This is a genomic window from Chromobacterium vaccinii, from assembly GCF_001855275.1.
GTDB classification, from domain to species: Bacteria; Pseudomonadota; Gammaproteobacteria; order Burkholderiales; family Chromobacteriaceae; genus Chromobacterium; species Chromobacterium vaccinii.
In genome coordinates this window covers 2,390,386-2,409,376 of the sequence record NZ_CP017707.1, presented here as the reverse complement: position 1 = coordinate 2,409,376, position 18,991 = coordinate 2,390,386, and the positions used below count along the sequence as shown (strand labels likewise).

16 protein-coding genes are annotated in these 18,991 nt (G+C 66.8%); 8 read left to right on the top strand and 8 right to left on the bottom strand.

Annotation, left to right across the window (positions count from 1 at the left end; genetic code table 11):
- Positions 1-133: 133 nt before the first annotated feature.
- Positions 134-2,407 carry a TonB-dependent receptor domain-containing protein gene (locus BKX93_RS11165; RefSeq protein WP_083340515.1) on the top strand — a complete coding sequence of 758 codons (2,274 nt, stop codon included), beginning with the start codon at positions 134-136 and terminating at the stop codon, positions 2,405-2,407.
- Positions 2,408-2,626: 219 nt separating this feature from the next.
- Here the strand turns inward: BKX93_RS11165 and BKX93_RS11160 are convergent, their stop codons facing one another.
- Complete coding sequence (locus tag BKX93_RS11160; RefSeq protein ID WP_244887263.1) at positions 2,627-4,261, bottom strand: APC family permease; 1,635 nt, start codon at positions 4,259-4,261, stop codon at positions 2,627-2,629.
- Between the two features lie 399 nt (positions 4,262-4,660).
- On the opposite strand from BKX93_RS11160, the gene BKX93_RS11155 reads away from it, so the two are divergent.
- Positions 4,661-6,301, top strand: a complete 1,641-nt coding sequence (locus BKX93_RS11155) for a methyl-accepting chemotaxis protein (RefSeq protein ID WP_070981797.1) — start codon at positions 4,661-4,663, stop codon at positions 6,299-6,301.
- On the opposite strand, the gene BKX93_RS11150 is transcribed toward BKX93_RS11155, so the two are convergent.
- Positions 6,298-6,798 (bottom strand): RDD family protein, encoded by a 501-nt coding sequence (locus tag BKX93_RS11150; protein WP_082113875.1) that lies wholly within the window; start codon positions 6,796-6,798, stop codon positions 6,298-6,300. The genes BKX93_RS11155 and BKX93_RS11150 overlap by 4 nt on opposite strands.
- Before the next feature lie 3 nt (positions 6,799-6,801).
- Entirely contained in the window at positions 6,802-7,347 is a 546-nt protein-coding gene (locus BKX93_RS11145; RefSeq protein WP_070979827.1) for a gamma carbonic anhydrase family protein, read from the bottom strand.
- 102 nt (positions 7,348-7,449) lie between these two features.
- Here BKX93_RS11145 and BKX93_RS11140 point away from each other — a divergent pair, with 102 nt between their 5' ends.
- The 4 genes from BKX93_RS11140 to BKX93_RS11125 all read left to right on the top strand — a co-directional run bounded on the left by BKX93_RS11140 (position 7,450) and on the right by BKX93_RS11125 (position 12,219).
- Entirely contained in the window at positions 7,450-9,489 is a 2,040-nt protein-coding gene (locus tag BKX93_RS11140; RefSeq protein WP_070979825.1) for a M3 family metallopeptidase, read from the top strand.
- Between the two features lie 252 nt (positions 9,490-9,741).
- On the top strand, positions 9,742-10,515 hold the full coding sequence (gene xth / locus BKX93_RS11135; RefSeq protein WP_046158898.1) for an exodeoxyribonuclease III: 774 nt from the start codon (positions 9,742-9,744) through the stop codon (positions 10,513-10,515).
- A 208-nt stretch (positions 10,516-10,723) separates the two neighbouring features.
- Positions 10,724-11,431 carry a rhodoquinone biosynthesis methyltransferase RquA gene (gene rquA, locus BKX93_RS11130; RefSeq protein ID WP_070979823.1) on the top strand — a complete coding sequence of 236 codons (708 nt, stop codon included), beginning with the start codon at positions 10,724-10,726 and terminating at the stop codon, positions 11,429-11,431.
- A gap of 194 nt (positions 11,432-11,625) precedes the next feature.
- Positions 11,626-12,219 carry a hypothetical protein gene (locus BKX93_RS11125; RefSeq protein ID WP_070979821.1) on the top strand — a complete coding sequence of 198 codons (594 nt, stop codon included), beginning with the start codon at positions 11,626-11,628 and terminating at the stop codon, positions 12,217-12,219.
- A gap of 176 nt (positions 12,220-12,395) precedes the next feature.
- Here the strand turns inward: BKX93_RS11125 and BKX93_RS11120 are convergent, their stop codons facing one another.
- The 3 genes from BKX93_RS11120 to BKX93_RS11105 form a co-directional block, all read right to left on the bottom strand.
- On the bottom strand, positions 12,396-13,178 hold the full coding sequence (locus BKX93_RS11120) for a ferredoxin--NADP reductase (protein ID WP_021477531.1): 783 nt from the start codon (positions 13,176-13,178) through the stop codon (positions 12,396-12,398).
- An 805-nt stretch (positions 13,179-13,983) separates the two neighbouring features.
- The gene (locus tag BKX93_RS11110; protein WP_070979818.1) at positions 13,984-15,018 is read right to left on the bottom strand and encodes a glycosyltransferase family 4 protein; all 1,035 of its coding nucleotides are present in this window, start codon (positions 15,016-15,018) and stop codon (positions 13,984-13,986) included.
- The gene (locus tag BKX93_RS11105; protein ID WP_046159035.1) at positions 15,006-15,833 is read right to left on the bottom strand and encodes a UDP-2,3-diacylglucosamine diphosphatase; all 828 of its coding nucleotides are present in this window, start codon (positions 15,831-15,833) and stop codon (positions 15,006-15,008) included. Before BKX93_RS11105 ends, BKX93_RS11110 begins: the two co-directional genes overlap by 13 nt.
- 190 nt (positions 15,834-16,023) lie before the next feature.
- Here BKX93_RS11105 and BKX93_RS11100 point away from each other — a divergent pair, with 190 nt between their 5' ends.
- On the top strand, positions 16,024-16,686 hold the full coding sequence (locus tag BKX93_RS11100) for a response regulator (RefSeq protein ID WP_046159034.1): 663 nt from the start codon (positions 16,024-16,026) through the stop codon (positions 16,684-16,686).
- Positions 16,683-18,029 carry an ATP-binding protein gene (locus tag BKX93_RS11095; RefSeq protein ID WP_052717465.1) on the top strand — a complete coding sequence of 449 codons (1,347 nt, stop codon included), beginning with the start codon at positions 16,683-16,685 and terminating at the stop codon, positions 18,027-18,029. The genes BKX93_RS11100 and BKX93_RS11095 overlap by 4 nt, the downstream gene beginning before the upstream one ends.
- Positions 18,030-18,150: 121 nt before the next feature.
- On the opposite strand, the gene BKX93_RS11090 is transcribed toward BKX93_RS11095, so the two are convergent.
- Positions 18,151-18,507: a 5-carboxymethyl-2-hydroxymuconate Delta-isomerase gene (locus BKX93_RS11090; RefSeq protein ID WP_021475449.1), complete on the bottom strand. Its 357-nt coding sequence runs from the start codon at positions 18,505-18,507 to the stop codon at positions 18,151-18,153.
- 13 nt (positions 18,508-18,520) lie between these two features.
- A complete protein-coding gene (locus BKX93_RS11085; protein WP_046159033.1) occupies positions 18,521-18,925 on the bottom strand; it encodes a hypothetical protein in 405 nt (134 codons plus the stop codon).
- Positions 18,926-18,991 lie beyond the last annotated feature (66 nt).

The window sequence follows — 18,991 nt, the reverse complement described above, 5'->3', positions numbered from 1 at the left end:
TTACCCCGCCGCCGCCGGGGCGGGCAGCCCCGCATGATCCTTATCCCCACGCCTCTCTCCTGTTTCGTGCTGTCCGAACGCGCGCGCCCCTGGCAGGGCGGCTCGGACAGCGATCACTTTGGAGAGTCAGACAGTGAACAAAAAAATGATGGCGCATTGGGTGAGCGCCGCGATGGCGGTAGGCGGGCAATCGGCGCTGGCGGCCGACGCGGCGCAGGCCGACGGCAAGGTGGAGTTCCGGCCGCTGGTGGTCAGCGGCAGCGCGGCGGGCGGCGCGGAGGCTGACGGCGACCGCGCCGAGAAGCGCGCGCTGGAGAAGCCGGGCGCGTTCAGCAGCCGCGGCGAGAACACCCGTTCCGAGTCTTTGGACGCCGTGCTGCGCGGCATGCCCGGCGTGTACACCCAGATCGACCCCAACCAGGGCGCGGTCAGCGTCAATATCCGCGGCATGAGCGGCCTGGGCCGGGTCAACACCATGATAGACGGCGTCAGCCAGAACTACTTCGGCAGCGCGCCGTCGGAGCTGGCCCACGGCGGGGTGCCGACCAGCTCCTTCGGCGCGCTGATCGATCCCAACTTCATCGTCGGCGTGGATGTGGAGCGCGGCGGATCGGCCGGCGGCAACGGCATCAACGCGCTGGCCGGCAGCGCCAACTTCCGCACCATGGGCGTGGACGACGTGCTGCGCGAAGGCAAGCGCTACGGCGCGCGCGCCAAGTACATGGCCGGCAACAACGGCCTGGGCCGCAGCGGCATGGTGGCCGGCGCGACGCGCCAGCAACTGGGCGATTGGGGCGAATTCGGCCTGGCCGGCGCGATCAGCAGCAGCTCCAGCAGCGGCGCCTACCGCAACGGCTCCGGCGTCGACAGCACCGAGTTCGGCTTCGGCGGCGACCAGAGCTTCAGCCAGAATCCGCAATCGCAGCTGTTCAAGGCCGAATGGCGGCCCAACGCCCGCCACTTCGCCGAGCTGTCGGCGCGGCGCTATCGCAACCACTTCACCAAGCGCGACATCCAGAGCGACGACTACGCGCTGAAGTACCGCTACACGCCGCTGTCGGAATGGGTGGACCTGACGGCGCTGGCCAGCCACGGCAAGGGCAGGCAGAGCTATATGCCGGGCGCGCTGATCAACTTCACCAATACCAGCACCGAGAACGTCAACGACAGCCTGAGCGTGGACAACGCCAGCCGCTTCGACCTGTGGGGCGGCGACGCCACGCTGCGGACCGGCGCCAAATGGCAGCGCAACCGCTTCGTGCGCAATGTGTTCAGCGACATCGACGATCCGGAAACCGCTCAGCAGGCGATAGAGAACAACCCGTTCGCGCCGGCCGGCAAGCAGGAAATGCGCTCGCTGTTCGCCAGCCTGGACTACCGCTACGGCATCTTCAACGTGGTCGGCGGCTTCAACTACACCCGCTTCGAGCTGGGCGGCCACAAGCCCGCTTGCCGCGACGACCTGCGCTGCTTCCCGCAGGGCGCGGCCGACATCAGCCTCAAGGAGCGCTATTTCGATCCGTCGCTGCTGATCTCGGCCGAGGTGGCGCCGTGGTTCCAGCCTTTCGCCAGCGCGGCGCGCACCTCGCGCGGGCCGAACCCGCAGGAAGTGTTCTTCGCCAACTCCGGCGCCGATTCGATGAACCCCTTCCTCAAGGGCGAGCGCGCCGACACCGTGCAGCTGGGCTTCAACTCGATGTTCCATGGCCTGCTGGGGCGCGACGACACGCTGCGGCTGAAACTGTTGGGCTACCGCTCCAGGATCGACGGCTACATCAGCAGCACGGCGTTCCGCATCTGCAAGGGCGGCGCGCGCTGCAGCTACGCCGACGTCAACACCGGCAGGGCGGAGGAGGCCGAGATCAGCGACACCATGTACGTCTACACCAACTCGGTGGCGCCGGTGCGCACCCGCGGCTGGGAGCTGGAGGCCAACTACGACGCCGGCTTCGTCTACGCGCGGCTGTCGTACAGCCGCGAGCGCACCAGCCAGCCGCCGTCCATCGCCGCCGCCAACTTCAATTTCGGCGACATCACCGAGCTGCCGTCCAGCTATTACTCGCTGGATGTCGGCGCGCGGCTGCTGGAGCGCAAGCTGGAGCTGGGGGCGATCTTCCGCAAGGACGGCGAGAGCTACCGCATCAACGTCGACCGCAACGCGGACGACATCACCGGCGACGTGGAGAAGGAACAGCAGAACCCGACGCCGACGCTGATCGACCTGTACGCCAACTACAAGCTGAACAAGCAGCTGACCTTGCGCGCCGGCGTCAGCAATCTGACCAACCGCAGCTACTCGGCGCCGCTGAACGTGATGAACGCGATGCCGCTGCAATCCGCCGACTGGACGCCCAACGCAACCGGCCGCGGCCGCGCGTATTCGGCCACCGTGGAATGGCGCTACTGAGCATGTGCCGTTAGAGCTTGTTCACAGTCTCGCGAGCTAGGGCGAGGCAAGGCGAAAACGGCTGAAGAAGCGGAGTGTACATACGGTACTGAGCATTCTGAAACCGTACTCACTGTGCCACCCTTCACGACGCGCAGCAGACATTGAACAGGCTCTTAGCCCGGGCGCAAAAAAGCCGACTGCCTGGGCAGCCGGCTTTATTTTGCGTGGAGCAGGGAATCAGCCGCGCTGAACGGCGGGCTTGCCGGACGGCGCGTTGTCGCGCTCCATCTCTTCCACCAGCTTCGGATCGTGCTCGTCGCGCAGGTAGCGGGTGTACCAGCCGCTGTTGACGCCCCAGAAGTAGAAGCCCAGCGCGGCGGCGGCCACCACGGCCATGTCCGCGCCGTACGGCAGGATGCCGAGGCCGCCGAAATCGGTGCTGCCGATCCAGGACAGCAGCGCCATCGTCGGCAGGTAGAGCACCATCCACATCGCGCCCTTCAGCTCGCGGGAGAATTCCGGCCAGCCAGCCTTGGCCTGGTACCAGATGTAGACCGGCAGCGCGGCCACGATCAGGAACAGGATCTGGCCGGTCAGCGGCCAGCGCGCCCAGTACAGCACCAGCGAGGCGCAGACGAAGGCGAACGGCGCGACGATGCTCAGGCCGGAGAGGCGCAGCGGGCGCGGCAGGTCCGGCGCGCAGCGGCGCAGCGCGGCGGCGCTGATCGGGCCGGTCAGGTAGGAGATCACGGTCGCCACCGAGATCACCGCCGCCAGCGTGCCCCAGCCGCGGAAGAAGAACAGGAACACGAAGGACACCGCCAGGTTGAACCACATCGCCGGACGCGGAATGCGGTACAGCGGATGGATGCGGCCGAAGATATCCGGCATGGTGCCGTTGCGCTGCATGCCGTAAATCATCCGCGAGGTGGACGCCATATAGGTGGCGCCGGTGCCGCTGGGGCTGACGAAGGCGTCGAAATACAGGGTCATCATCAGCCAGTTCAGGCCCAGCGCCATCGCCAGCTGGGCGAACGGCGAGCTGAAGTCCAGGCCTTTCCAGCCGTGGGCCAGCTCGGACGGCGACAGCGCGCCGAGGAAGGCCACTTGCAGCGCGACGTAGATCACCGCGGCCAGGAGGATGGAGCCGACCACGCCGAAGGGCACGCTCTTGCCCGGATTGCGGGCCTCGCCGGCCAGGTTGATCGGGCTCTGGAAGCCGTTGAAGCTGAACACGATGCCGCTGGTGGCCACCGCCGTCATCACGCTGGCCCAGCCGAACGGCGCGAAGCCGCCCAGCGCCGGATTGTTCAGGTTTTCCGAGTGGAAGCCGCTGTAGACCAGCGCGCCCACCGTCACCGCCGGCACGATCACCTTGAAGATGGTGATGGCGCTGTTGGCCTTGGCGAACAGCTTCACGCCCCAGTAATTGAGCAGGAAGTAGGCGATGACCAGCACGGCGGCGAAGGACAGGCCGACGGTGCTCAATTCGCCGTCGCGGTACAGGTTGTGGGCCCATTCGTAGGGCCAGGTGCTCATGTACTGCACCGAGGCTTCGGCCTCGATCGGAATCACCGACACGATGGCGATCCAGTTGGCCCAGGCGGCGATGAAGCCGAGCAGCGAGCCGTGCGAGTAGCGGGCGTAGCGCACCATGCCGCCCGATTCCGGGAACATGGCGCCCAGTTCGGCGTAGCTCAGCGCGATGGAAAGAATGATCACCATGCCGACGATCCAGGCGACGATGGCGGCCGGGCCGGCGATCTGCGCGGCGTGGGCGGCGCCGAACAGCCAGCCGGAACCGATGATGGAGCCAAGACCGGTCAGCATCAGCGCGATCGGGCCGATGTGGCGGGAATGTTGTTGTTGCAAGGGCGAATCTCCTGTCATTTGAACGATGACGGGCAACAGCCGTCCCGAAGCGGCGCGCGCGCGCCGGACATATCCGGGGGAAGTTGCCCACATAGCCGGGTGGGCCCGGTCTTATGTAAATCGCGCCTGCCGGGCAGGCGGACCGCGTAGGCGAGAACGCCCAAGCGGTCTAGGGGATGTCGAAGCAGCCGGTTTCGGCTTGGCGTGGAGGAAATCATGATGTTGCATCCGTGCTTGGCCGCAACGCCGAATCTTGTCCGACACGCCGACCCGAATTTCGGGTGCGCGGATTGTAACGTAATGTGAACAATTTTTGTTGCTTGAGTTATATGTCTTGAAATCTTTATGTCATGAATACTAGTTAGGATGAGGGCCCCGAAGTTCTGCGCAGCGCCCGCCATGTCCCTGATCAAACGCCTGTGGCTGACCATCGCCTTCACCCTCGCCAGCCTGGCGCTGGCGATGGCGCTGACCGGCCAGCAGCTGTATTCCTTCACCCGCCACGTCGACAACTACAACCGCCTGCAGCAGCTGGCGGCCAATCTGCAACAGCTTAAGGCCGTATCGCTGTCGTTTTCCCGCGCCGATCCCTTGCTGCCGGAAACCGCCGAGCGGCTGAAGCAGGCCGTGCGGCAGGTGGCCGGCCTTCGGCGCGACATCCATGACGCCTTGCCGGCGGCCGACTCCGGCGCGTTCGACGGCGCGCTGCGCGGCCATTGGCAGGCTTACGCCGCCAACCTGGGCAGCGCCATCCGCATCGCCGAGACCGCGCCGCAGGACGCGCTATCGATTCCGGAGCAGGCCTACCAGAACGATCTGGCGCCGCTGGTCGCGCAGATCGATGCTCAATTGAAGAAGCGCGACGGCGAGCTGGCCGAGGAAAAAGCCGGCCTGGCCGCGGCGCTGTCGCGGCTGGCGCCGCTGATCCTGGGGCCGCTGGCCTTGGCCAGCGCGCTGGTGGTGCTGATCCAGCTGACGCTGGCGCGCCGGCTGCGCCGCCAACTGGCGGCGATGGCCCAGGCCGCCGACGCGCTGGGCGAAGGCAATCTGGCCGCGCGCCTGCCCGATCGCGGCGGCGACGAGCTGGCGCACGCGGCGTCGCGGATCAACCGCTTTCTCGACCACCTGGCGGGGCTGCTGGACGAGGTGCGCCGCCACGCCGGGGCCAACCAGGACGACAGCCGTAGGCTGCAGCTGCTGACGCGGCAGAGCGCCGACGCCAGCCGGCAGCAGACGCAGAAAAGCCAGCTCAGCAACGAGGCGGCGGCCGAGATCGCCGGCCATGCCGACCAGGTGGGGCTGCATATCGAGGCGGCGCTGGATTGCGCGCGCGGCGCGGCGGCGGCCACCGCCCAGGCGCGCCGCCAGGGCGAGCACAACGCCGCGACGATGGGCCTGCTGACCGAGCGTATCGCCACCGCCAACCTGGAAATGCAGACGCTGGGCCAGGCGCTGTCGGCGATCGGACAGATCAGCGCGCTGATCCGCGATGTGGCCGAGCAGACCAATCTGCTGGCCTTGAACGCGGCGATCGAGGCGGCGCGGGCCGGCGAGGCCGGTCGCGGCTTCTCGGTGGTGGCCGACGAGGTGAGGAAACTGTCCGAGCGCACCGCTTCGGCCACCAGCGGCATTTTCGACAGCCTGCGGCAGATGGAGCAGGCCAAGGGCGCGCTGGGCGAGGCCGTCGCCGCGGCCGGCAGGGCCGGACGGGACGGCCAGGACGCCCAACTGGCGCTGGATGGGGCGCTGGCCGCGGTGGACGGGGCCTTGGCCGGGCTGGGCGGCTTGATGGCCGACATCGGCGCGGCGGGCGAGGGGCAGACCCAGGCCGGCGGCAATATCCGCCAGCATGGTCATGAGCTGGCCAGCCTGGCCTTGCACATCGAGCAGCAGATGCGCGAGGCCGAGCCATTGATGGAGCAGCTGGCGGAGTCCGCCGGCGGACTCAACCAGGCGCTGGCCTGGTTCAGGCTGGAGGCACCGGCGGCCGGCGAGCCGCTGCGGACGGAGATGCCGCGCGGGCGGCTTGCGCCGGCTTAGCGGCGGCCGGGGAAGGCGGCCGGCTGCGGCTTGCGGCGCACCACCACGGTGCGGGCCAGCTTGTCGTGCCAGCCCTGCTTGCGGGCGTCTATGCCCACCCACACGATGCCCAGGCCGAGCGGGATGATGGAGACGAAGTAGCCGAGGTAGCGCAGCGCCGCCTGGCCGGGCGTCAGCGGCGCGCCGGTGTCGGCGTCCACCACCCGCGCGCCCAGCATCATCTTGCCCGGCGTAGCGCTCTTGTAGATCCAGAACAGGATGACGGCGAGGGCCGGCAGCAGGTAATTGATCAGGAGTTCCGCCAGCGAGCCGAGGCCGCTAAGTTCGGCCAGGTCCGGCATGCCGCCGACGGACGCCGCCTCGCGTCCTGCCAGCAGCCACAGCAGCGGCGCCGACACGATCAACAGCAGGATGGTGTCGACCAGGCTCGCCAGCACCCTGGCCCAGAAGCCGACGTATTCCAGCTCTTCTTCATGGATTTGCGGCGAATCCGCCATCGCTCAATCCTCCAGATTGACCTTGTGTTTGTCGGCCACGCGCAAGTAATGCTCGGCCGAATACTTGAAGTAGGCCAGTTCCTTGTCGGTCAGCGGCCGCGCCTGCTTCACCGGGTTGCCCAGGTACAGGTAGCCGGACTCCAGGCGTTTGCCCGGCGGCACCAGGCTGCCGGCGCCGACCAGCACCCGGTCCTCGATCACCACGCGGTCCAGCACGATGCTGCCGATGCCGATCAGCACCTCGTCGCCGATGGTGCAGCCGTGCAGCGTCGCGTGGTGGCCGATGGTGACGTGGCGGCCTATGATCAGCGGCGCGCCTTCCGGATCGGCGGCGCTCCTGTGGCTGACGTGCAGCATCGCGAAGTCCTGCACATTGCTGTTTTCGCCGACGTGGATGCGGTTGACGTCGCCGCGGATCACCGCGCACGGCCAGACCGAGGTGCCGGCGTCCAGCGTCACCTCGCCGATGACGACGGCCGCCGGGTCGATGTAACAGCCGTCGGCGATCTCCGGGTGATGGCCGTCGTACTGGCGGATATTGCTTTTCATCGTTTCGTCCTTATCTCAGCGGTAGTGCATTGTGCCGGCCGCGCGCGCCGGCGCGCAAATTCCCTTATCATAATCGACCCGCCCCGACAGGATGTTGAAGCCATGAGCCAGAACCCCTTACTTGATTTCTCCGACCTGCCGCGCTTCGACGCCATCAAGCCGGAGCACATCACCCCGGCCCTCGACGTATTGCTGGCCGACGCCCGCGCCGCGATAGACGCGGTGGTCGCCGCCGGCGGCGACAACTGGGACGCGGTGGTGGAGCCGCTGACCGACGCCACCGAGAAACTGGGCCGCGCCTGGGGCGTGGTCGGCCATCTGAACGGCGTGGTGGGCAACACCGAGGGCCTGCGCGAGGCGTACAACGCCGAAATTCCGCGCATCTCCGCCTTCTTCACCGAGCTGGGGCAAAACCTGGACCTGTTCGCCCGCTTCAAGGCGGTGGCGGCCAATCCCGAATTTGCCGCCGCCAGCGCCGCGCAGAAGAAAGTGATCGAAAACGACCTGCGCGACTTCCGCCTGGCCGGCGCCGAGTTGCCGGACGCGCAGAAGGCGCGCTTCGCCGAGCTGTCCAGCCGCCTGGCCGAGCTGTCCAACCAGTTCTCGCAGCATGTGATGGACGCCACCGACGGCTTCAGCCTGTACATCGACGACGCCGCCGAGCTGGCTGGCATTCCCGAGGACACGCTGGCCATGTACGCCGCGATGGCCGAGGCCGACGGCCAGCCGGGCAAATACAAGCTGGGCCTGCAGTTCCCGCTGCTGTTCCCGGTGCTGCAATACGCCGACAACCGCGCCTTGCGCGAGAAGCTGTACGAGGCCAACGCCAAGCGCGCGTCGGAATTCGGCCCGGCCGAGCAGGACAACGGCCCGCTGATCCGCGAAAAGCTGAAGCTGGCCGCCGAAGAGGCGCAGCTGCTGGGCTTCGCCGACTACGCCGAGCTGTCGCTGTACACCAAGATGGCGGAAAGCCCGGCGCAGGTGATCGACTTCCTGCGCGATCTGGCCCGCCGCGCCAAGCCCTACGCCGAGCAGGACCGCGCCGAGCTGGAGGCTTTCGCCCGCGACGAGCTGGGCCTGGACGCGCTGCAGGCCTGGGACATCAGCTACGCCAGCGAGAAGCTGCGCGTCGCCCGCTACGCCTTCTCCGAGCACGAAGTGAAGCAGTACTTCCCCGAGCCCAAGGTGCTGCAAGGCCTGTTCGGCGTGGTCGGCACCCTGTACGGCGTGCGCTTCGCCGAGCGCCAGGTCGCCGCCTGGCATCCGGACGTGCGCTACTTCGAGATCTTCCAGGACGAGACCCTGCTGGGCGGTTTCTATCTCGATCTCTACGCCCGCGACGGCAAGCGCCCGGGCGCGTGGATGGACGATGTGCGCGGCCGCCGCCGCAAGGGCGGAGAGCTGCAGACCCCGGTGGCCTACCTGGTGTGCAACTTCAGCCGCCCGGTGGGCGACAAGCCGGCCTACTTCACCCACGACGAGGTGATCACGCTGTTCCACGAGTGCGGCCATGGCCTGCACCACCTGCTGACCCGCATCGAGGTGGCCGGCGTGGCCGGCATCAGCGGCGTGGAGTGGGATGCCGTCGAGCTGCCCAGCCAGTTCATGGAAAACTTCTGCTGGGAGTGGGACGTGCTGCAGGGCATGACCGCGCACAGCGAAAGCGGCCAGCCGCTGCCGCGCGAGCTGTACGACAAGATGATCGCCGCCAAGAACTTCCAGTCCGGCATGCAGATGGTGCGCCAGCTGGAGTTTTCCTTGTTCGACATGCAGCTGTACACCGCCGGCAATCCCGACAGCGTGGACTGGCTGGCGCTGCTGGAGCAGGTGCGCGACGAGGTGGCGGTCAACCGCCCGCCGGCCTACAACCGCTTCCCCAACAGCTTCAGCCACATTTTCGGCGGCGGCTACGCGGCGGGCTACTACAGCTACAAGTGGGCGGAAGTGCTGTCGGCCGACGCCTACGCCGCGTTCGAAGAGGCCGGCGGCGCCAATCCGCAGGTGGGCCGCCAGTTCTGGGACGAGATCCTGGCCGTCGGCGGCAGCCGCCCGGCGCTGGAATCGTTCCGCGCCTTCCGCGGCCGCGACCCCGAAATCGACGCGTTGCTGCGCCATTCCGGCATGGCGCCGGAGGCGGCGTAAAAAAAATTGAAACTTTAGGAACTCGCCTGGAATAGTCCGGCTCTAATCTTTTGCTCAGGGTTGTCTTCCGGAGCAGCAAGCGAGCCAGACGCGTATCAGGGGTAGTGATATAGTGTCTATTGACGCCTCCGCCGACTGCGGAGGCGCTTTTTTTTGCCTTGCCGGCGGCGAGGCGCGAAAATCCCTCAACAGCCGGGCCGGCTGCTGCTATGGTGTCGGCCTTCATCCTTTCCCATTCTGGAGTTCTCGCCGATGCGTTTTGCCACCTGGAACGTCAATTCCCTGAAAGTCCGTCTGCCGCAGGTGCTGCAGTGGCTGGCCGACACCGGCGTCGAAGTGCTGTGCCTGCAGGAACTGAAGATGGACCAGGACGTCTTCCCGCTGGCGGAGATCGAGGCCGCGGGCTACCGCGCGGCCTGGTTCGGCCAGAAGACCTACAACGGCGTCGCCATCCTGGTCCGCGCGCCGCTGGAGATGACGGACGTGGTCGCCGGCATTCCCGGCTACGGCGACGAGCAGCGCCGGGTGATCGCCGCCACCGTGAACGGCGTGCGGGTGATTTGCGGCTATTTCGTCAACGGCGAGGCGGTGGATTCGCCCAAGTACCCGTACAAGCTTGAATGGCTGTCCAAGCTGGAAGGCTATGTCGCCGCCGAGCTGGCCAAGCATCCGAACCTACTGCTCTTGGGCGATTACAACATCGCGCCGGAAGACCGCGACGTCTACGATCCGGAGGGCTGGCGCGAGCAGGTGCTGTGCAGCACGCCTGAGCGCGACGCCTTCCGCCGCCTGATCGCGCTGGGCCTGTCCGACAGCTTCCGCCTGTTCAACCAGGAGGATAAGCAGTACAGCTGGTGGGATTACCGCCAGATGATGTTCCGCCGCAACAAAGGCGTGCGCATCGACCACATCCTGGTCAGCGACGCGCTCAAGCCCCGCGCGCAGGTCTGCGAGATCGACAAGGCGCCGCGCAAGTGGGAGCGCCCGTCCGACCACACCCCGGTGGTGCTGACGCTGGCCGATTGAGCGGCCCGTTTCGCCAGCCAGACGGCCTGGCCTTGAGCCGGGCCGTTCGCTTTGGCGTGCCGATGAGGTTGCCGCGGGACGGAGTCAGCGCTTATAACGACGTTGGAATATGCCTTCCGCGTGGCCGGGCCAAGGTTTGGCCTGGCTCAAGCCGAGGGGAAAAGACGCTTGTTAAGCTGGTTCCATCGCTGATAACCGGTAACCCACCATGACCACACTGAACACGCGCGCAAGCGCTGGCGACCCCTACTACCAGGACGTCCCGGACTACATGACCGAGGTCTACGACTGGGCCTACGTCAACCCGCGCAAGGCAAGGATGCTGGACCACAAACTGGTGGTGCGCACGTTGCTGTTCGGCAACGACCAGCGCCTGATGCGCGCCTATCTCGATGAAATCCGGTCCGGGGAGCGGGTGTGGCAGGTCGCCCACGTCTACGGCGACCTGGTGCAGCGCGCGGCGGCGCGGGTGGGCGAGAGCGGCCGCTTCACGCTGACCGACGTCACGCCCATCCAGGTGGAGCTGGCCGAGGGCAAGCTGGCCGGCGTGCCGCAGGCCGAAGTGGTGCGCGCCGACGCGGCCCGCTTCCAGGCCGAGCAGAGGCCAGACCTGGCATGCAGCTTCTTTCTGCTGCACGAGGTGCCGGAAGGGATGAAATCGGCCATCGTCGACAATATGCTGGCCCAGGTGGCGCCGGGCGGGCGGGCGATGTTCGTCGATTACCACCGCCCCCGTCCGTGGCAGCCGATAGGCTGGCTGCTCAAATGGGTGAACCGCGCGCTGGAGCCGTTCGCCGAGGCGCTGTGGAACAAGGAGATCGCCGCCTATGCGCGCGAGGCGGAGCGGTTCGACTGGCGCAAGCGCACGGTGTTCGGCGGCGTGTACCAGATCGTGATCGCGCAACGGCGCGATTGAGCCCGGCGCGCAAGGCATGGCAAGGGGGCGCAACGCGGGATCAGCGGTTTTGTCCCTTGTACGTCGCGTTACATGGCCTTACAAGGCGCTAACAGACGGGTGGAAGGGGCGGGACTAGGATACGTCTCAAGGAAACACCAAACACGGTGCCTTGCGGAGGTGGAAGCCTCCGTTACCGACCTGGAGATGAAATCATGAAAAAGCTGACCCTTCTTGCCCTGTCCGCCGTATTCGGCCTGAGCTCCGCCGCAGGTTTCGCCGCACAGGTCGTTCCGGCTTCCGCTCCCGCCGCCAAGGCAGCCCCGGCCGCCAAGAAGGCCGAGAAAAAGACCCCGGCCAAGATCCACCACGCCAAGAAAGGCGAAAAGGTAGGCGCTTCCGCGCCGCAGAAGGCTCAAGCCGCCAAGGCCGAAGCTTCCGCTCCGGCGAAGAAGGCCGCCCACAAGCACGCCAAGAAGCACGCCGCCAAGAAGGAAGCTTCCGCGCAGAAGGCCCAGGCCGCCAAGTCCGACGCTTCGGCTCCGGCCAAGAAGGCCCACAAGACCCACGCCAAGAAGCACGCCGCCAAGAAGGAAGCTTCCGCGCAGAAGGCCCAGGCCGCCAAGTCCGACGCTTCGGCCCCGGCCAAGAAGGCTGCCCACAAGCATGCCAAGAAGCACGCCGCCAAGAAGGAAGCTTCCGCGCAGAAGGCCCAGGCTGCCAAGTCCGACGCTTCGGCTCCGGCCAAGAAGGCTCACAAGACTCACGCCAAGAAGGCTCATAAGGCTGCCGCTTCGGCCGCCAAGTAAAAAACCAGACAGCAGTCTGGCTCGCATAAAAACTGGGGAGGCTCGCGCCTCCCCTTGTTTTTTGTCGACGTCCGTTCTGTTCACCGTTTCGCTGGAAAGGCGGGAACGGGCAAAAAAAACGCCCCGCATTTTAGTTTGCGGGGCGTCTTCGCGTCTGCGCGGGGCGGACGGATGGATCACTTCTCGACGAAGGCGCGCTCGATCGCGTAATCGGCCGGCTCGCCCATGCGAGGGGATTCCTTGAAGCCCATGCCGTTCAGGATTTCGCACAGATCGTGCAGCATGCTCGGGCTGCCGCAGATCAGCACGCGGTCGTGTTCCGGATTCAGTTGCGGCAGGCCGATGTCGGCGCACAACTTGCCGTTGGTGATCAGGTCGGTCAGGCGGCCCTGGTTGCGGAACGGCTCGCGGGTGACGGTCGGATAGTAGATCAGCTTTTCACGCACCATCTCGCCGAAGAATTCGTTTTCCGGCAGTTCTTTGGTGATGTAGTCGTGGTAGCCCAGCTCGCTGACCCAGCGCACGCCGTGGGTCAGGATCACCTTGTCGTAGCGCTCGTACACGTCCGGGTCCTTGATGATGGACATGAACGGGGCGAGGCCGGTGCCGGTGGACAGCAGGTACAGGTTTTTGCCCGGCAGCAGGTTGTCCTGCACCAGGGTGCCGGTGGGCTTCTTGCTGATCATGACGGTATCGCCGACCTGCAGGTGCTGCAGGCGGGAAGTCAGCGGGCCGTCCTGCACCTTGATGCTGTAGAACTCCATGTGCTCTTCGTAGTTGGAGCTGACGATGGAGTAGGCGCGCATCAGCGGCTTGCCGTTCACCTCCAGGCCTATCATCACGAATTGGCCGTTGATGAACCGCAGGCCCGCGTCGCGGGTGCAGGTGAAGCTGAACAGCGTGTCGTTCCAGTGATGGACGGACAGGACCTTTTCAGCGGTCAGATTAGGAGAGGACATAAGCTCGTGCGACTCACAAAATTTAAAGATCGGACAATATTGCGCTGCAAAGATTCTAACCCGTTTGCCCGCCCCCTGCTTGTTCGTGCGGCTTCGGGTGTTGTATGGCGGCATGCTTGCCTGTGCTTGGGACGGCGCCGCGCCGGCGTGGGACCGGGGCAGACGCGATCGTGAATGGCGCCTAGCGGATTGTCCAGGCCGTGGCGCGCGGTTGCAGCATGGTAACTGACAGCGCATAGCGTGCGGAAGATTGTTTGCTGATTTTTTTATCGCTTTCCGTTATTTGGACGTGCTATAGCGGGCAGCGCTTGATCTGAAGCAAAGAGGGCGTCCCGGTGCCGGAACGCCCTCTGAATGAATCAAGGGGGATTTTACATCGCGGCCGCGCCGCCTGAATCGTCCATGGCGCGGGCCTGTCTGCGACAAGGCGTGCGCTGAAACCTGCACGCCACCCTGAAGCAGGGCGCTGCGAACACATCGCTCTGGCCGGCGCATCGATGATGCGCCCGCGACGGGCGCTTGGACGGAAATATCGCTTCCGGGTACTGCCGGTACTGCCCATGCGCCGGGCCGTCAATCGCGATGAAGGCAGGCTTGCCTGGGGCCGCGGAGAGATGCATCCGTCCTGGATGCTCGTTGGGCATTGCAGACACCTCCGGTGCCGACCGCCGCTCCATAGCGTGGGCGCGGTCGCAATGCCAATTCATGCGCGGGTCCGCCGGACAAGCTCGCCAAAGGCATCCGAGCTTTCCGCGTGCTTCGATTTTTGAAATATAGCGCTTACAGCTGATGAAGCAAGGCGCATTTAATCGGCGATGGGGTTCAGTCCGGCGGATGCGGCGGCGTTGGGGCGCAGATGGGATTCGAACTGGCGGCTGGCGGCCTGCCAGGAGTAGCTCTCGGCCACCCGGCGCACATGGCAGCGGTCCAGTTCCAGCGCCTTCAGGCAGGCGGCGCGCAGGTCCCAGTCCAGCACGCCGGCGCCGGAATCGCCGACAACGTCCAGCGGGCCGGCCACCGGGAAGGCGGCCACCGGCGCGCCGCAGGCCATCGCCTCCAGCAGCACCAGGCCGAAGGTGTCGGTGAGGCTGGGGAAGACGAACACGTCGGCGGCGCGGTAGAAGCGGGCCAGCTCCTGCTGCGGGAACACGCCGGCGAAGTACACGTCCGGGTATTGCTGTTTCAGCCGGGGCAGCAGCGGGCCGTCGCCGACCACCCATTTGCTGCCGGGCAGGTCCAGCTTCAGGAAGGCTTCGATATTCTTCTCCACCGCCACCCGGCCGATGTAGACGAAGCGGGGCGGGTTGGATTCGTCCAGCCGCTGGCGTTCGCCGGGGCTGAACATCTCGGTGTCCACGCCGCGGCTCCACAGCTTGACGTTGTCGAAGCCGCGGGCCTCCAGATCGGAGGCGATGGAGCGGGTGGGCACCATCACCGCCTGCGAGGCGTTGTGGAAACGCCGCATCCAGGCGTAGCTGGCGGTTAGCGGCAGCCGGCAGCGGGCGTGGATGTATTCCGGGAAGCGGGTGTGGTAGGCGCTGGTGAAGGCCAGGCCTTCGCGCAGGCAGAAGCGGCGCGCGGCGAGGCCCAGCGGACCCTCGGTGGCGATGTGGATCGCGTCCGGCGCGAAGCCGGCGATGCGTTGCGCCACCTGGCGGTAGGGCAGCAGCGACAGCCGGATGTCGGGGTAGGTGGGGCAGGGGATGGTGCGGAATTCCAGCGGCGTGATCATGTTGACCTGGTGGCCGAAACCATCCAGCTCGCGGACGGTTTCGGTCAGCGAGCGGACCACGCCGTTGACCTGCGGCTTCCAGGCGTCGGTTACGATCATGATGCGCATGTGGATTCCTCCGAAGGGATGGGCTCTGGCGCTTCCTCGATGGACGCGCCGGCGGTCAGCGCGGTCCAGTGCAGCACTTCCAGCCGGCCGTCGGGATGCTCGACCAGCGCCGACAGGCTTTCCACCCAGTCGCCGCTGTTGCCGTACAGGATGCCGTCTATCATCCGCACTTCCGGCTTGTGGATGTGGCCGCACACCACGCCGTCGAAGCCGCGCCGCCGCGCCTCGCCGGCGAGGATGGTTTCGAACTGGCTGATGAAGTTCACCGCGTTCTTCACCTTGTGCTTCAGGTATTGCGACAGCGACCAGTAGGGCAGGCCCAGCCGGTGCCGCACCCAGTTGAAGCCGCGGTTCAGCTGCAGGATCAGCGTGTACAGATTGTCGCCGACGTAGGCCAGCCACTTGGCGTACTGGATCACGCCGTCGAACTCGTCGCCGTGCAGCACCAAGAGGCGCTTGCCGTCGGCGGTGAAGTGCTCGGCCTCGTGGCGGATGGCGACGCCGCCGAAGTTCAGCCCGCAGTACTGGCGCGCCGCCTCGTCGTGGTTGCCGGGGATGTAGATCACCTGGCAGCCCTTGCGCGCCTTGCGCAGCAGCTTCTGGACCACGTCGTTGTGGCTCTGCTTCCAGTACCAGGATTTTCTCAATTGCCAGCCGTCGACGATGTCGCCGACCAGATACAGGTATTCGGATTCGTGCTCGCGCAGGAAGTCGAGCAGGTGTTCGGCGCGGCAGCCGGCGGTGCCGAGGTGGACATCGGAAATCCAGATGCTGCGCAGTCGGCGGGAGGCGTCGGAAGCGGTATCTGGCTGCATGGCAGGTCCGTGGGCCGGGATGACGTCCCATGCTGCTATGGCGACGTGACAGGGAAATGAGGTTTTGTTGACGGGAAGGTGAATAGTCCTATGCCGTTCAATGACAATATGGGCGGATCGGGACGGCGCTTAAGCATGGTTTAAGCTATCAGTGGGATAAAGGACGCTGCGGCGGATAGCGGGAGGACGGATGCGGATACTGGTGGTGGAGGACGACGCGCAGATAGGCGATGGCCTGCAGATGGGCCTGCGGCAGCTGGGATTCGCGGTGGATTGGCTGCGAGATGGCCGGCAGGCGCTGGCCGCATTGCCCGCCGCGCCCTACGACGCGGTGGTGCTGGATCTGGGGCTGCCGGGCATGGACGGCATGGACATCCTCGCCGCCTGGCGCCGTGCCGGCCGCGACGAGCCGGTGCTGGTGTTGACCGCGCGCGACGCGCTGGCCGACCGGGTCGGCGGGCTGGACGCAGGCGCCGACGACTACCTGGCCAAGCCATTCGCGCTGGCCGAGGTGGCCGCGCGGCTGCGCGCCCTGACCCGCCGCCGCCATGGGCAGTGCGGCCCGCTGCTCAGCCACGGCAGGCTCAGCCTGGACCCGGTGGCGCGGACGGCGATGCTGGACGGCGCGCCGCTGGAACTGACCGCGCGCGAACTGGCCCTGCTGGAGCTGCTGCTCAGCAGCAAGGGCCGGGTGCTGCCGCGGGAGCTGATCGAAGAAAAACTGTACGGCTGGGGGCAGGAATTGGAAAGCAACGCGCTGGAAGTGTATGTCCACCATTTGCGCAAGAAGCTGGGCGCGGGCTTCATCCGCACCTTGCGCGGCATAGGCTACACGCTGGGAGAGCCGGCTTGACGCGGCTGCGCAGCCTGCAGGCCCGGCTGATGCTGGTGTTGCTGCTGATCGTGCCCGCCACCTGGCTGGCGGCGTCGGCGGCCGCGGTGTGGCTGGCCCAGCGCGAGGTGGACGAGCTGTTCGACACCCAGATGGCGCAGTTCGCCCGCCAGTTGCTGGCGATAGATGTGCACGGCATGCGGCCGGATGATCCGCCCAAGCTCAAGCACCTGCTGGCCGGCGCCGACAAGGGGCGGATGGACAATGACGACATGGGGTTGGCGATCTGGGACGCGCAGGGGCGGCAGGTGCTGTGCGACGGACGCGGCCGCCGTTTCGACTACGAGCCGGCGCGGCGCGGTTTCCACGATTTCATCGGCCATGACCATCATCACGACTGGCGTCTGCTCTATCTGCCGGCGCCGGACGGTTCGCGCATGGTGGCGGTGGGGCAGAAGCTGGGATTGCGGCAGGAGATGGTGTGGAGCGTGGTCAAGGCCCAGCTGCTGCCCTGGATGATAGGGCTGCCGCTGATGCTGCTGGCCATCCTGTTCGCGCTGCGCCGCGAGCTGGCTCCGTTCCGCCGGCTGGCCGGCGCGATCGCCGCGCGCGCGCCGGACGACAACAGCCCGGTGCCGGACGAGGTGCCGCAGGAGGTGCGGCCGTTGGTGCGGGCGTTGAACGCGCTGTTCGTCCGCATCGGGACAATGCTGGAGCACGAGCGGCGCTTCACCGCCGACGCCGCCCACGAGCTGCGCACCCCGCTGGCGGCGCTGCGGGTGCAGGCCGAAGTGCTGGCGCTGACGCCGGACGAGGGCGGCCGCCGCCACGCCTTGTCGCAGCTGCAGCTAGGCATCGAACGCGCCGGCCGTCTGGTGGAGCAGTTGCTGGCCTTGTCGCGGCTGGACCCGTTGCAAAGCCCGAGGCAGCGCGAGGCGGTGGTTTGGGGGCGGCTGGCCGAGAACCTGATGGCGGAGCTGGCGGCGACTGCCGACGGCGTGGAATGGCGGTTGGACTGGCGCTGCCCGCCGGAAAAGGCGCTGCCGCTGTCCGGCGACCCGACCCTGGTGGGGCTGATGCTGCGCAATCTGCTGGAAAACGCCTGCCGCTATGGCCCGGCCGACGGCGTGGTGGAGCTGAGGCTGGAGGAGGATGCGGTCAGCGTGCTGGACCGGGGGCCGGGCATCGCGCCGGAATGGCTGGAGCGGGTGCGCGAGCGCTTTTTCCGCCCGCCCGGCCAGGAACAGCCGGGCAGCGGCCTGGGCCTGTCCATCGTCGAGCGCATCGCGGAATTGCATGGTCTGCGGCTGGCATTGAAGAACCGGCCGGATGGCGGGCTGGAGGCGAGGCTGGAGCGGGCCTGACTGCGACAATCCGCCGCAGGCGGGGCGCGCCGCGCCGAGGTATGCTGTGAGGGCTGGGCGCGACAGGCGTCCGGCAGACAAAGGTTGCAAGCCCGCCATGACCCGGCGGGCTTTTTTTTGCTCAGCCGAGAGCCCGCAGCTTGTCGCGGCGGCTGTAGGCGGCGGGCGCCATGTCGCGAACCTCGCAGCTGACGGATTGCACGCCGGGCAGCCGTTCGCAGACCGCGCGAACCAGCCGGTCCGCCAATTGACCCTTTTGGTCGTCGTCGCGGCCGGCCAGGATATGGCAAGCGATGTGGACGAAATCCTGGTCGCGGCCGCCTACCAGGAAATCGTCGTAGGACTGCAGCCTGACCTTGATGTCGGCGCTCTGGAACAGGCCGCTGGCGTCGGCGGCTTCGTGGACGGCATGCAGCAGTCGGTCGATATCCGGATGGCCGGCGATCTCGGCCGAGCATTCGATCACGCAATGGGGCATGAGCTTCTCGCTATCAATGGGGCGGGTTGGCGGGCGCGCCGAAGCGGATGCGCCAGAACAGCGCGTTGCACACGCCGCCGGCCATCGCGCCCAGGTACAGGGTCATCGAGTCGTTGTACAGCAAGGGTTCGGCGATGCGGGCGTACAGCAGCGTGATCGTGCTGCCGCTGACCGCGCCGGGGGCGAAGGCGACGACGGCGAGCAGCCAGGCCGGCCATTGCCGCTGCCAGCGCTCCACCGCGCCGGCCATCGCGATGCGCAGCAGGCACAGCAGCAGGCCGAAGACCAGCGCCGGCACCGCGCCCATCAGGTAGGCCATCATCGGCACCACGCCGCTGGCCAAGAGCGCCACCAGCGGCCCGAGCAGGATGAACAGCGTCAGACCGCAGGCCAGGATCTTGAAATAGGGAATCTTCATGCCGCCGCCATCGTGAAAAAGGCTTCCAGCCTAGCAGACTGGAAGCCCCGAGACGAGAGGACGGGC